Annotated in this window: 15 protein-coding genes; 1 reads left to right on the forward strand and 14 read right to left on the reverse strand. The window is 44.0% G+C overall.

Going from position 1 to position 14,092, the window contains the following annotated elements:
- Positions 1–222: 222 nt before the first annotated feature.
- From glyS to rpsU, 9 genes are all read right to left on the reverse strand, one after another.
- A complete protein-coding gene (glyS, locus tag RXV91_RS03870) occupies positions 223–2,307 on the reverse strand; it encodes a glycine--tRNA ligase subunit beta (protein ID WP_316438742.1) in 2,085 nt (694 codons plus the stop codon).
- The gene (gene glyQ, locus RXV91_RS03875) at positions 2,307–3,206 is read right to left on the reverse strand and encodes a glycine--tRNA ligase subunit alpha (RefSeq protein ID WP_021730851.1); all 900 of its coding nucleotides are present in this window, start codon (positions 3,204–3,206) and stop codon (positions 2,307–2,309) included. Before glyQ ends, glyS begins: the two co-directional genes overlap by 1 nt.
- A 321-nt stretch (positions 3,207–3,527) precedes the next feature.
- Complete coding sequence (recO, locus tag RXV91_RS03880; RefSeq protein WP_316438960.1) at positions 3,528–4,304, reverse strand: DNA repair protein RecO; 777 nt, start codon at positions 4,302–4,304, stop codon at positions 3,528–3,530.
- Positions 4,305–4,334: 30 nt separating this feature from the next.
- The gene (era, locus tag RXV91_RS03885) at positions 4,335–5,243 is read right to left on the reverse strand and encodes a GTPase Era (protein WP_021730849.1); all 909 of its coding nucleotides are present in this window, start codon (positions 5,241–5,243) and stop codon (positions 4,335–4,337) included.
- Between the two features lie 40 nt (positions 5,244–5,283).
- Positions 5,284–5,700, reverse strand: a complete 417-nt coding sequence (locus RXV91_RS03890; protein ID WP_251897922.1) for a diacylglycerol kinase family protein — start codon at positions 5,698–5,700, stop codon at positions 5,284–5,286.
- Positions 5,684–6,163: an rRNA maturation RNase YbeY gene (ybeY, locus tag RXV91_RS03895; RefSeq protein ID WP_021730847.1), complete on the reverse strand. Its 480-nt coding sequence runs from the start codon at positions 6,161–6,163 to the stop codon at positions 5,684–5,686. The genes RXV91_RS03890 and ybeY overlap by 17 nt, the downstream gene beginning before the upstream one ends.
- A 9-nt stretch (positions 6,164–6,172) precedes the next feature.
- A complete protein-coding gene (locus RXV91_RS03900) occupies positions 6,173–7,150 on the reverse strand; it encodes a PhoH family protein (protein WP_316438743.1) in 978 nt (325 codons plus the stop codon).
- A gap of 284 nt (positions 7,151–7,434) precedes the next feature.
- Positions 7,435–7,878, reverse strand: coding sequence for a GatB/YqeY domain-containing protein (locus RXV91_RS03905; protein ID WP_316438744.1), 444 nt, complete (start codon positions 7,876–7,878; stop codon positions 7,435–7,437).
- Between the two features lie 39 nt (positions 7,879–7,917).
- Positions 7,918–8,106 carry a 30S ribosomal protein S21 gene (gene rpsU, locus RXV91_RS03910; protein WP_003638914.1) on the reverse strand — a complete coding sequence of 63 codons (189 nt, stop codon included), beginning with the start codon at positions 8,104–8,106 and terminating at the stop codon, positions 7,918–7,920.
- Between the two features lie 232 nt (positions 8,107–8,338).
- Between rpsU and RXV91_RS03915 the strand changes: the two genes are divergently transcribed.
- Positions 8,339–9,157 (forward strand): pyruvate, water dikinase regulatory protein, encoded by an 819-nt coding sequence (locus RXV91_RS03915; protein WP_316438745.1) that lies wholly within the window; start codon positions 8,339–8,341, stop codon positions 9,155–9,157.
- 138 nt (positions 9,158–9,295) lie between these two features.
- Here RXV91_RS03915 and RXV91_RS03920 read toward each other — a convergent pair whose 3' ends face one another.
- The 5 genes from RXV91_RS03920 to msrA all read right to left on the reverse strand — a co-directional run bounded on the left by RXV91_RS03920 (position 9,296) and on the right by msrA (position 14,054).
- Entirely contained in the window at positions 9,296–10,012 is a 717-nt protein-coding gene (locus RXV91_RS03920; protein WP_316438746.1) for an SDR family oxidoreductase, read from the reverse strand.
- Between the two features lie 65 nt (positions 10,013–10,077).
- A complete protein-coding gene (locus RXV91_RS03925) occupies positions 10,078–10,971 on the reverse strand; it encodes a deoxyribonuclease IV (RefSeq protein ID WP_316438747.1) in 894 nt (297 codons plus the stop codon).
- A 102-nt stretch (positions 10,972–11,073) separates the two neighbouring features.
- Positions 11,074–12,234 carry a CDP-glycerol glycerophosphotransferase family protein gene (locus RXV91_RS03930; protein WP_316438748.1) on the reverse strand — a complete coding sequence of 387 codons (1,161 nt, stop codon included), beginning with the start codon at positions 12,232–12,234 and terminating at the stop codon, positions 11,074–11,076.
- Between the two features lie 204 nt (positions 12,235–12,438).
- On the reverse strand, positions 12,439–13,314 hold the full coding sequence (locus tag RXV91_RS03935; RefSeq protein WP_316438749.1) for a YitT family protein: 876 nt from the start codon (positions 13,312–13,314) through the stop codon (positions 12,439–12,441).
- Between the two features lie 209 nt (positions 13,315–13,523).
- Positions 13,524–14,054 (reverse strand): peptide-methionine (S)-S-oxide reductase MsrA, encoded by a 531-nt coding sequence (msrA, locus tag RXV91_RS03940; RefSeq protein ID WP_316438750.1) that lies wholly within the window; start codon positions 14,052–14,054, stop codon positions 13,524–13,526.
- Positions 14,055–14,092: the final 38 nt, after the last annotated feature.

Raw genomic sequence — 14,092 nt, forward strand, 5'->3', positions numbered from 1 at the left:
AAACCAGCTAAACCATTGACGCAAGTAAAAGTCGCATCACGAAATTTAGATGCGACTTTGTGCGTGCAAACTTTGACAGAATATAGGTTATCACAAATTTGACAGCAGTGCAACAATAAGTTGTTCTTATTAGACATATTTGTTAAATTTGTTTTTCAAAAGTGCTAAAAAAGAAGTCACAGCAAATTTACTGTAACTTCTTTTATTATACACAGTCTAGTCTTATTTAACGACTAATTGGTTTAAGTCACCCATAACGTTAACCATTTGAGCGATTGTTAAGAGCTGTTTCAAATGGTTATCACGGACTTTTTCATCCTTACTCATAACCATCGTTTGTTCAAAATAATCCGCAATTAATGGTCGCAAGCTTGTTAAAGCTTTAAACCGATCTTCCATACTCATGGTTGGGGTAATTTTTTTCTGTACGTCAAGCACCGCTTCATAAAGTGCCCGTTCCGCTTCATTTTCAAACAAACTAGGATCAACCGTCAAATCACCTGCTTGTAATTCTGCCTTGGCCGTAATTCGTAACAAACGCGTAAAGGCTTCGATCGTATCCTTAAATTTAGGATCATCTTGATGAGCATTCAAGACATCTGCCGCCTTGAACATTTCACGAATATCTTGCCGACTCCCTTTGACGACCGTATCAACAATATCATAACGAATCTTACGATTATTGAACCATTGCTTAACTCGGTCCGTTAAGAAATCAGCCACCGGTGCCGTTTGCTTTTCAAAGTCCAAGTGATATGTCGCACCATGTGCCACTAGTTCTTTTTGAATATCGATTTCGATTTGACGAATCGGGAAGTCCCAACCTTGATCTCGGACAATTCGGACAATTCCAAACGCCTGACGCCGCAAAGCGAACGGATCATTAGAACCACTAGGAGTCAGCCCAACAGCAAAGAAGCTTGTAATGGAATCGACCTTGTCAGCAATGGCTAACACTGCGCCAACCTTGGACTTAGGTAAGTCGCCATCAGCGCTGATTGGCATGTAATGTTCACGAATGGCTTGGCCAACTACTGGATCTTCACCCTTCAAGACGGCGTACTTGTCACCCATGACTCCTTGTAATTCAGGGAATTCTCCCACCATCCCCGTCACCAAATCAAACTTATAGATTTGAGCTGCGCGGTGAAGCTGGTTTTGCTCAGTCTCAGTCAAGCCAAAACGGTTGGCTAAGAAATCACTGATAACCATGACTCGTTGCATCTTTTCATACATGGTCCCAATCTTATCGTGGAAACTAACCTTTTTGAGCCGTTCGACGTATTCTTGAATCGAATGTTGTTGATCTTCATGATAGAAGAAAGCCGCATCTTCTAATCGTGCCGTCAACACTTTTTGGTTACCTAAAGCGACGTTTTCCAAGTGATCCGTATTTCCATTCCGGACAGAAACAAAGTGTGGTAACAAGTTATCTTCAGCATCCGTCACGTAGAAGAATCGTTGATGATCACGCATCGAAGTAATTAATACTTCGTCTGGAATCGTTAAGTACTTAGTATCAAAATCACCTGCAAATGCAGTTGGGTATTCCACCAAGTTATTAACTTCTTCCAGCAAGCCTTCGTTAACTTTGATCTGCCAATCGTGTTTATTAGCCAAGGTCGCAATCTGTTCACGAATCGTTGCTTTACGCTTTGCTGCATCCGCAATCACTTGAACACTGGCTAAGTCAGTTTCATAGTCCATGGCAGTCGCAATCTCAACATCATGGCCTAAGAAACGATGACCACGAGAAATTCGATCAGCCGTCACGTCTAAGATTTGAACGGGTACAATATCGGTATCTAATAATGATACGAGCCACCGAATCGGTCGAATATACTTAAAACTGTACGTTGACCATTTCATCATCGTTGGGAAATTCATCTTGGTGATAACATCCTTAACGCCAGTCGCCAAAACTTCAGCCGCCGTTTTACCAGCCGTAAAAGTTTGCACAAAGACGTACGGGGTGCCCTTAATATCTTTAAAGACGATATCATCAGTCGAAGCTCCTTGACCTTTAGAGAAGCCAATCGCAGCTTTTGTCCAGTTGCCATCCGCATCCTGGGCAATTTTCTTAGCTGGGCCCCGAACTTCTTTTTTCACATCCGCCTGTTTGTCAGCTAAGCCCAGCACTTGGACCGTCAACCGGCGTGGTGTTGAAAAAGTTTTAACATCTTCAAAATCGAGTCGCGCATCTTTCAAGAATTTGACCATTCGTTCCTTAAGTTGTAACACACTCGGTGTAACGACGTGGGCCGGCATTTCTTCCAAACCAATTTCAAGTAAATAAGTTTTCGCCATTATTTCGTCTCCTCCTGTGCATGTTTTAATAATGGGAAGCCACGTTTTTCACGTTGCGCCACAAATTCCTTGGCAATTGACTTCGCCATGTTCCGGATCCGGTCTAAATAACCAGCCCGTTCCGTTACTGAAACCATGCCGCGAGCATCCATCAAATTGAAGGTATGACTACATTTAAGACAGTAGTCGTACGCTGGGTGAACTAAGCCATTCTTGATTTGTCGCTTAGCTTCCTTTTCGTATTCATCAAATAACATTAACAATAATTCTTCATTACTGTCTTCAAAGGCGTACTTAGAATTCTCAAATTCTGGTTCCAAGAAGATGTCACCATACTTCACACCATCGCCCCACTCAAGGTCGAATACGGAATTCACATCTTGAATATATGAAGACAGGCGTTCCAACCCATAGGTGATTTCGGAAGTGACCGGATCAACTTCTAAGCCACCAACTTGTTGAAAATACGTAAATTGGCTAATTTCCATACCGTCGAGCCAAACTTCCCAACCAACACCGGCACAACCCATTGATGGGTTTTCCCAGTTGTCTTCTACAAAGCGAATATCATGTTCCAGTGGATTAATCCCTAATTGTTCTAAGCTTTGCAAATATAAATCCTGCACGTTTTCTGGTGAAGGTTTCATGACCACTTGGAATTGGTGATGTTGGTATAACCGATTGGGGTTCTCACCATAACGCCCATCAGCAGGCCGCCGTGATGGTTCAACATAGGCTGCATTCCATGGTTCGGGACCGATTGCCCGTAAGAACGTGTAGGGGCTCATCGTTCCGGCCCCTTTTTCTGTATCATAGGATTGCATTAACATACAACCTTGATCCGACCAAAACTTTTGCAAGGTTAAGATAATCTCTTGCACTGATAATTTTTTGCTCATTAGTATCCTCCCAAAATTAGTGACTGAACGGCTGATAACTTTGAAGCAGGGACCCGCTCAACCAACTTAATGGCAACAAAAAAGTCCCCTGTCGTCAACAATAACGACATAGGGACGATTGGTTTCGCGGTTCCACCCTACTTCTGAGTAACCTCAGCAGCTTAATTACATGGTCTTAAAGCTCCGAGAGCGCCAATTAACGACTTTGATTGACCGTTTCACACCATCACGATCTCACTGTAAATCAAAGGCCATCAACCTTCTCTCATCAACACTTAACTATTCAGTTCTTCATCATCATAGCTGATGCTTGTTCGTTTGTCAATCCTCATTCTTGCGTGGCGCCAGTGGTTGGTACCAACTGCCCATCTGATCGATGAAGCGTTTAGATTTCAATCGAACGCCCACTGAGTTCTGATAAATTTCATCGAGAATTCGCCGTAACTCCGCCGCCGTCCGCGGTTTGACCTTAATGGAATGAACCTTGGCCAAGTCCAGCACCGAAAACTGGCGCAAATAAAAGATAGCCGCGGCACTGGCATGCAAACGATGCAGATCTAAGTGCCAGTGTTGCTGGCAAAGTAAACCACCGTAACTTTCAGAATAATCCAGTGGTAAATCGGTACGGCCACATACCGTACACCAACGCAATTCCGGTGCAACGCCAAATGGTTGCAATAATTGAATCTCAACCACGTTAGCCACCAACGCGGGGGCCACGTCTTGATCAATCAGTTGTAGCGCGCTGGTCAATTGTTGGTACCACCGGCCTACCGGTTGATTATCAGGAAAAGCCACGTCGACTAAATTCATCACATACGTCGCGTAAGCATTCAGCGCGATATCTTGACTAATATGCTCAAGATACTGAACGGATTTAACGCTATTAATATACGACAGGCCTTGATCGCGTAAATCGCCAACGTATTCCCCCATCGTAAAAGGTAATAACTCTGCCGCCATCTTGAAGCCGCGACGCCGCGCACCGCGAACAAAAAACATTTTCTTACCATACTCAGCGGTTAAAAACTTGATCAGCATGTCGCGCTCACGGTAATCGCGGCGAAAAAGCAAAATACCGTTAAAATTTGTGACCATTTGTTGGGCCATCTGAATCACCTAACGATTCTAATAGTCATCTTGCCGGTAGCCGTAGCTTGCCAACAAGTCTTGGCGGTCCTTCCAGTTTTCTTGGACCTTCACCCAAAGTTCAAGGTACACTTTATCCCCGAGCAGATGTTCAATATCACGCCGGGCTAGAGAACCAATCTTCTTGAGCATACTACCACCCTTACCAATAATAATCCCTTTTTGTGAGGAACGTTCAATAATAATCGTGGCCTGCACGTGAATCTTTTCTTCATCCTGCCGCTTAATTGAATCAATGACCACCGCTGTTGAATGTGGCACTTCTTGGCGCGTCAATTCCAAAACCTTTTCACGAATCAATTCCGAAATGATAAAACGTTCTGGATGATCAGTGATCTGGTCAGACGGATAATATTGAGGGCCTTCTGGTAATTGCGCTTTCAAGGTCGCCAATAATTCATCAACATTGTTGCCTTCAAGGGCCGAGATCGGGTAAACTTCTTTCCACGGTAACGCGTCCTTGTACTGATCCATGATTTCCAGGAGATGGTCCGGGTGAACTTGGTCAATTTTATTAATCACCAAATAAATCGGTTGTTTGACCGTCTTAAGTCGGTCAATAATAAAATTATCACCAGCACCACGTCGTTCATCAGCATTGATCATAAATAACACCGCATCCACTTCACCTAATGTCGACAACGCCGACTTGACCATAAAGTCACCCAAGCGACTGTGTGGCTTATGAATCCCAGGCGTATCAATAAAGACCATCTGGGTATCGCTCGTTGTATAGATACCTTGGATTCGATTCCGCGTCGTTTGGGCTTTATCTGACATAATTGCCACTTTTTGACCAACGACCCGGTTTAATAATGTTGATTTACCGACATTTGGACGACCAATAATCGCCACAAAGCCGGAATGAAATGCTTGTTGTTCTGCCATATTCAATTCCTTTCAATCTTGCCCACCGGTTGACCAATCATTAGCCTAACCAGTCGACAACGAAGTTCCAAATTTTGGGTGCAAACAATACTAACCCGACCAAAACTGCAAATGCTGCGGCAAACACGACTGCGCCAGCTGCAATATCCTTGATCTTTTTAGCTAATGGACTGAAGTTGGGCCCTGTCACCATGTCGGACAAGTTTTCGGCAATCGTATTGTTAATTTCACATAGCATGACCAAAAAAATAGCTAATGCCAGCCATAGCCATTCGTTAACGTTTAGGTGAACCCACCAGCCAGCAATCAAGGCTACCGCTCCCAATGCAAGATGCGTTCGCATATTCCGTTCTTCAATCACGACCGTTTTAAGACCATTCCAAGCATGCAACCAGGATTGCCAAAAGGAGTGATTCTTGCCGACCTGAAGCCGATCCGGCCTATTTTTCGAGGCCATAAGCATCCAGAATCTGACGTTGCAACGTAAACATTTCGGTCTCATCTGCTGGCTGAAGATGATCATACCCGTTTAAATGTAAAAAGCCGTGAACGACCAAATACCCCAACTCACGGGCCTCTGAATGTTGCAAAAAGGCGGCTTGTTCGCTGACTTTATCAACTGATATCATAATATCACCTAGATTTAACGGCATTTCCGCTGCCATCTCAGGATCCATCACAATCAGATCGTCCTCATCATCATCGTGCATCGCGAAACTAATGACATCCGTTGGCCGATCAACACCCCGATATTGTTCATTAATTTTTTGAATCGCATCATTGTTCATTAAAGTCACGGAAACTTCCGTGTCGTCTCGTAACTTCAATGTCTTCCCGGCTAGCGCGATTAGATCCTGAATTAGTTGCAACTGTTCAGGCTGCGCTCCAGCCGTTGTTTGATCATATAATTCTAAATCCATAAGTGCCCCCTAGCGTTGTTCCACGCGGTCATAAGCCGTGATAATCTTGGCAACGACCGGATTTCTAACCACATCATCCGCCGTAAACTTAACAAACGTGATATTACTAATACCATCTAAAATTTGTTCGGCTTGAATTAACCCGCTCTTAGTGTGGTGTGGTAAGTCAATTTGCGAAATATCACCATTAACGATCATTTTGGCGCCAAAGCCAAGGCGGGTCAGGAACATCTTCATCTGGGCATTCGTCGTATTTTGAGCTTCGTCCAAGATGACGAAGGCGTGATCAAGCGTCCGGCCCCGCATATAAGCTAGCGGAGCAATTTCAATAATGCCACGATCCATTAAACGTTGCGTATGTTCAGCGCCATAAATATCGTACAAAGCATCATAAATCGGCCGTAAATATGGATCAACCTTTTCCTTCAAGTCACCCGGCAGAAAGCCAAGACTCTCACCGGCTTCAACTGCTGGCCGAGTCAAAATCAGTTTTTCAACATCACCACGTTTTAAGGCAGCAATCGCCATGACAACAGCGAGATACGTCTTCCCAGTCCCCGCTGGGCCGATTCCAAATGTAATGTCACTTTTAGCAACGGCTTGCACGTACTGTCGTTGACCAAAGTTCTTCACCCGAATGGGCCGTCCACGATTGTCCTTGATCAAGGTCTCCGAATAGAGATCTTTGAAGTAAGCCAACGTGCCGCGGTTTACCATCTTAATGGCGCTGATGACATCGGGCGCGCCAATTTGAATGCCTTGTTTAATTAAACTCGTTAAATTGTCTAGTACTGCTTGCGTATTATGAACAGCCGCTTCGTCATCACTACTAATCGTCATCTGATCACCAAACACGTGTAATTGTACGTGTAGTCCGTCCTCAAGCAAGGCTAAGTGGGCGTCCTCTGGCCCTAATAAAGCAACTGATTGGGTCGGATCAGCAATGAGAAATTTTTGTTCATATTTTGAGTTTTCGGTCAAAAACATGGACTCCTTTATTGACAGATTTAATCACCATCATCTGGTAATGTCACCCACAATCAGCGTGATAACCACGCTGATTTCAGCAGGTATTTGTTAATTAATCATAGCATAAAAGCCCCTTAGGAACCAGTACAAGGACGCTCCAGCCTCCACTCACCAATACATTCCACCGGCTACGCCTAATTAACGAACCAACTTTTCAAATTGTGATCTTATTTCCGTAAGCAATTGTTGTTAGTGGCAAAGGTAGCACAAAAAAACCGGAGAAAGTCTTCTCCGGTTAACCGTTAATTCAATAATGATTTAACTGTTTGGTTGATCAGCTTGCCATCCGCCTGACCTTTAAGCTTGGGCATCACTGCTCCCATCACCTTACCAAAGTCACCTTTACCAGTGGCTCCGATTTGTTGAATGGTCTCAGCAACAATTTGTTGAACTTCTTCGTCCGACAATTGTTTTGGCATGTACTGCTCAACAATTGCAATTTCTGCTTTAACGCCGTCAACTAAGTCTTGACGACCCGCATTTTCGAATTCACTTAATGATTCGCGCCGTTGTTTCAGCTCACGTGAAAGTACGCTCACTTCTTCATCAGTCGTTAAATCATGACCCGCATTAATTTGTTCATTCATTACTGCGGACTTAAGCATCCGTATAACGCTGAGGGTTTGCTTATCGCGCGCCTTCATCGCAGCTTTTAGATCACCATTGAGTGTATCAATTAAACTCATTGGTTTTCCCTCCTCGTTAGGTCATTAGTATAATACTAATTACTTGAAACGACGACGGTTCTTACGCTTACGTGCTGCTTCAGATTTTAACTTCTTCTTCACACTTGGTTTTTCGTAGAATTCCCGTTTGCGGTATTCTTGTAAAGTACCACTTTTTGAAACGGTACGTTTAAAGCGACGAAGAGCATCATCAAGAGATTCGTTTTTACGAACGACTGTTTTTGCCATGTTAAATTCCCTCCCTCCGAGCTCAAAAAGTAACCGTTAAATTATGCGTACTTACACATAACGCAACTGTTCTAGTAAATTATACATAAATTGAAAAAGGCCGTCAACTAAAGTTTACAATTTCCTTAAAATAAAACATTAAAAGCAACGTCAATCCGGGCAGTAAATCGTTTTCATCCCCCGCCAGCTATGCTACACTAAGGATATTATCGAACCGAAATGAGGTTATTACATGTCAGCAATTAAAGTTTTTATTTTATCCGATTCCATTGGTGAAACGGCGCACAACGTTGCCTTAGCCGCAGCTGCTCAATTTTCCGACTATGACATTCGCTATCAACGTTTTCCATTTGTACGGACAGATTCACTACTCCAAACCGTCTTAACTCAAGCCCTCAAGGAACATGCCGCCATCTTTCACACGTTCGTCGATCGACGGCTTAGTCAGATTGTCAATCAATTTTGTGCAACCCATGAATTACCTTATTATGACGTCATTACGCCAGCTCTTGACACTTTTTCGCAAATTACTCACGTTCAACCGTCCAATCATCCTGGGACGGTTCATGCCTTGAATACCAACTATTTTGATCGGATCAACGCGATCGAATTTGCGGTCACTTACGACGATGGCAAAAATCCTAGTGGCTTTTTGGAAGCCGATGTTGTTTTACTGGGCGTCTCGCGAACTTCTAAGACTCCCTTGTCACTTTACTTGGCCAATCGCAATCTAAAGGTCGCCAACTTACCACTGGTTCCTCAAGCTCAAATTCCTGATGAGATTTGGAAAGTCGATCCTAAAAAGATTTTCGGCCTAACTAACGATCCTGAAAAGTTGAATGACATTCGCCGACAGCGGATGGTTCAATATGGGCTCAATCCTGATACCATGTATTCCAACACAGATAAAATCAAAGCAGAACTTGAATATGCTGACAAGATTTTCAAGAAGATTGGTTGCTTAGTTATCAATGTCGCTAATAAATCGATTGAAGAAACGGCCACTCTGATTACCGAGAGCTTAAATACTGATGAGTCGGACAATCATTAACCGGTTCACTTACTAGTTAATCACGGCCACAATGAGCCTATTTTTCACTAAAAGAGCGTTACGACTACTTAAAATCGTAACGCTCTTTGTCTTCTATTTATCTTGCGATACTCAGCATTTCCAGTAACTGCGAACAACTCAAGCTAATTCGACACCCCCATCAACATGCAATACTTGTCCCGTCACAAATTGATTTTGCATCAGATAGAGATAAGCTGTCGCCACTTCCGCTGGTGTCGCCACACGTTTCAATGGATTACCATCGCTTACTTCAGCTGTTTGAGTCGCTAACTGCTCAGCAGATAATTGCCGCCACAATCCGGTTGGTGTCCAAGTTGGTGCAACTGCATTAACACGATGATTTGGCGCCAACTCAACGGCGAGGCCAGCAACCATCGTATTAATTGCTTGATTGCCAATGATGGCCCCAGAAGCGTTATCCGGCCGACCACCCGCACCGGAAGTGAAGATTAGCGAACCGTGCTGGTTAAGATGCCGACTAGCAATCTGCGCTAGCTGAAGATTAGCAAAAAATTTATCTTCAACCGTCTGCCGTATCGCCGCCACCGAGTTATCAAGAAATCCGCCACCCATGGCACCACCTAGCATCGAAATAATATGATCAAAACCAGTATTTTTTTCAAAAAAGGCTGTCAACTGATCCTTATCTTGTGCCTCTAACGCCGTTCCCATCAACCGGTTCGAAACTCCTATTTTTTTAACTGCAGCCGCTACATGCGCAGTCGTATGACCAATAATATGAACACGAGCACCGTATTGTAATGCCTGCTGCGTAATTTCCATGCCAAAACCTGAAGTACCACCGACTACTAGTATCCGTTGTTCAAATTGCATCTTAAACTTCCTCCTTAAAATAAAAAACGATAACCGGCTAGCGATCATCGTTCAATTCTTATTAACTACTGTTGTTCAATATCTGCAATCAGATGGTCATTAAACCGGCCAGCGCGCAACATGGCAATCTCGTACTTGTATGGTGGCAACTGGTGTTTCTTATCAGCCCCGACATATGGCGTTTCTAAAATCTTACTGATATCTGGTAACTGAGGATGGTGTGCGACCGCATTCAAAGTATCAAAGCCAATTGTTCCCATACCAATATTGGTATGCCGATCTTTATGCGCACCCTGTGGATTCTTCGAGTCATTGAGATGAATCACTTTCAAGCGGTCTAGCCCAATGACATGGTCAAATTCATTCAGAACCCCATCAAAATCATCTCTGATGGCATAGCCGGCATCACTCGTATGACAAGTATCAAAGGTAACGGATAACTTTTCATTGTGAGTCACACCGTCAATCATTTGTGCGAGCTCTTCAAACGTCCGCCCAACTTCAGTCCCCTTACCAGCCATCGTTTCTAACGCAATTTGAACATGCTGTTCTGGTCGGATAACCGTATTCAAGCCTTTAATGATTTGTGCAATGGCCACATCCGCCCCAGCACCAATATGGGCGCCAGGGTGTAATGTCAATTGCGTTGCCCCAACTGCGTCCGCCCGCTGAATTTCTTGATATAGAAATTCCGTTGCAAATTCAAAGTAACCCGGTTTTTTCGTATTGCCCAAGTTAATAATGTATGGCGCATGCACCACAATCTGACGAAGATCGTTAGCATCAATTACTGATTGGGCTTCAGCAATTTTAAGTTCATCAATCGGTTTGCGCCGCGTATTTTGCGGCGCCCCCGTATAAATCATAAACGTATTGGCGCCGTAGCTAGCTGCCTCATTGGCTGAGCCTAGCAACATATCAGGCGCTTTCATCGAAACATGTGATCCTAGTCTAAGCATTATTGATCCATCCTTTTCTCAAATTGGCTAATTCTGATCATAACAAGGATTAGCGCTATTTTCTTTACGATACCAAACAATCATTGCACCAGCTGAAGTATCTCAACTAGTTTCAGTCGCCTGTGGATAAAAGTACGCCAAGGTCCGCTCAATCGCGTGACCATCATTACGCGTATTCCACAGCTGATTAAATCGGACCAGTTGTAACGACGTCGCTGGCATTGCCAAGACTTGGTTCAAATCCGCCATCGTCATCACGAATGGCCCCGGCGCCCAATCCTTAAAGTCAGCTTGGAGGCCCACCTCACGTTTATAGTGGTCCCAATCAAATACATAGAAAACAATCTTTTGACAACTCGGTAATAACGCGTAGTCAAACACAACCGATGAATAATCACTGATCAGTGTATTGGCAACCGTCAATAATTCATCCGTACTAAACTCGGGTACTAACATCACTTGATCTGGGTAACGAGCTTGCAAATCGCGCTCCTGATCAACCAAATGCGGATGTAATTTGATAACCAACCGTTGATCAGGTCGTAACTTTAATTGGCCAAAATCTGCTGGTAATGTAAACTGAACACCGGCCCGATACGTTGGCGCATACAAAATAACTTCCTGTTGTTTAAATTCTGGGTATTTTTGATAGATGGCGGTCGCCGTTCGCTTCACCCAGTCAGACTCACAATACCGGTCCGATCGTGGGTATCCCAAAACCCGCATGCGTGTCTCCGGAACGTGGTAACTCGCCGCAAAAATCCTTCCCATCTTATCGGAACCAACCACGTAATCCGTAATCTGATCATAAACAGCTTGAAATCGCTGGCGATCATCTGCGGAGCGCTGAGCAGTCTGTGGATCACCCCAACCAAACGTTTTAACTGCTCCAGCAGCATGCCAAAGTTGAATTAGTCGCTGCGATGAACGCCGAGTCAGGCCGGCAGTAAAGCCATAATAATTATCGATATAGACATCCGTTGCCCGTGTAATGGCGGGAATCCCCGTCAATGCAAATCGAATAGAATCATGATACGGCTGCGTTACAATCCCGGCTTGTGCCAGTTGGGCAGCTCCTGTACTGGCACTTGGCAAATAATAAACGGTTACGCGTCCCGGGATTCGCTGATTCAATTGCCGAATAAAGTCCAAATTATCTGCAAAACTCATGAGATAAATGACCCGATCGGTGGTGCTAAAGTGTGCCAGCCACGATATAATCCGCACAAGCCAGACATAAATTGTTTTTTTCACACTGGCCATCCTTTCATTTCGTTATTAATTACTAGTTTCTCATGCTATCAGTCACTAACACAATGCTTGTATTATATACCAGATTCCCAGGCTTCGGCTAGTCGGGACACAGTTAATAGTACTAACTAATGGCGTCCAGCCAAACTAGAGCATCTACAAAAAAGTGTTTGCAAACGCCATGGTTTGCAAACACTTTTTATCATATCAACCCAATCAAGGTTTCGGTTCATAGAAATGCCCCAGGATCTTGACTGTATCCGAAATACTGACGAAAGCGTGGGGATCGGATTCCGCCATCGCCGCCTTCAACTCGCCCATCTCGTAACGCGTGATAACCGTGAATAAAATCGTCTTGTCATCATGTTGATAGGCGCCTTCAGCATTGTGGACGATAGTAACACCACGGCGAATTCGATTTTGAACACTGTCAATCACCGTCTTCGGGCGACTCGTAATAATCATGACTTGCATCTTCTGCTGACGCGTATACGTCATATCCATGACCCGACCATTCACAAATAAACCGAGTGCCGAATAAAAAGCGTATGGCCACCCATAGACGAAACCGGCCGCAATCACAATGATCGAATTGAAGGCCATGTTGATGGTCCCAATACTCCGTCCCGTTTTACGGCGTAATACAATCCCGATAATATCGAGTCCGCCAGTTGAAATACCATTTTTAAGAGCCGTTCCGGTTCCAAAACCATTAACAGCACCCCCAAAAATCGCACAAATAATGGGGTCATGAGTCAATCCGACTGGGGCAATCAGTTTAATCATAATACTAGATAATGTAACCGCCAAGAACGTATACAGTGTAAACTTATGTCCGATAGCGCGCCACGCAATGATGAACATCGGTACGTTCAAAATAAACAGTAGTGCCGCTGTTGAAATTTGGACTGGTAGAAACTTGCTCATTAAACTATTAATCAATTGGGCTAACCCAGTAATCCCTGATGAATAAATATGCCCAGGGGTCCAGAAATAGTTCATGGCAATAGAAACTAAAATGGCGTAAATAAATGCAGTTGACGCTTTTACGACATCGCGATGGTGTTTGGATAACTGCTGAAAATCATCCATGAATTAAGTGTGCTCCTTTACGTTTTTGCTTTCGTTATTGTAACACGCCTATCCGCAAACAGCCGGTCTTTTGCAGTTTTCTGCTAAAAGTCTCACGTTTCTCAGCAAAATACCATTAATCGGCTCGGCTGAACCAATCTTAGCCATGCCAGCTACGCTTGCTTGTCATGACCTCATTTCTTAATATCAATATTTGGTGAACACTAGCACTAATCTACCTTAGGCGCATCCGCCCACTGTTCAGCGATAAAATCAGCACGGCCACCCGCTTCCTGTTCCGCATACACGACCGGATTATTCTGATAGAAACGCTGATGACGCGCTTCAGCCGGATAAAACGGTTGTACGTCTTCAATTGTTGTAACGATTGGCTGAACAAATCGTTCGCTGACTTGTAATGCACGTTTGGAAGCTTCGGCAATTTGGCGTTGTTGTGGGCCATCGACAAAAATGACCGGCCGATAGTTATCGCCACGATCCTGAAATTGTCCCATCGCATCGGTAGGATCCGTCTGATGCCAATAAATATTAACTAATTCCGCATAACTAATAATTTGGGGATCAAACGTAATCTTGACTGCTTCCGTATGGCCAGTCGTATGTGCTTTAACTTCTTCATACGTTGGATTTTTTGTGTGACCACCGGTATAACCTGAAACGACGCTATCGATGCCCGGTTGGCTATCAAAGGGCTGAACCATGCACCAAAAGCATCCACCTGCAAAAATTGCTGTTTCCATGAGAATTCCTCCAATTAAATATTAATACAAATCTAACA

The sequence above is a fragment of the Lactiplantibacillus sp. DA1 genome (assembly GCF_032681335.1).
Taxonomy (GTDB): Bacteria; Bacillota; Bacilli; order Lactobacillales; family Lactobacillaceae; genus Lactiplantibacillus.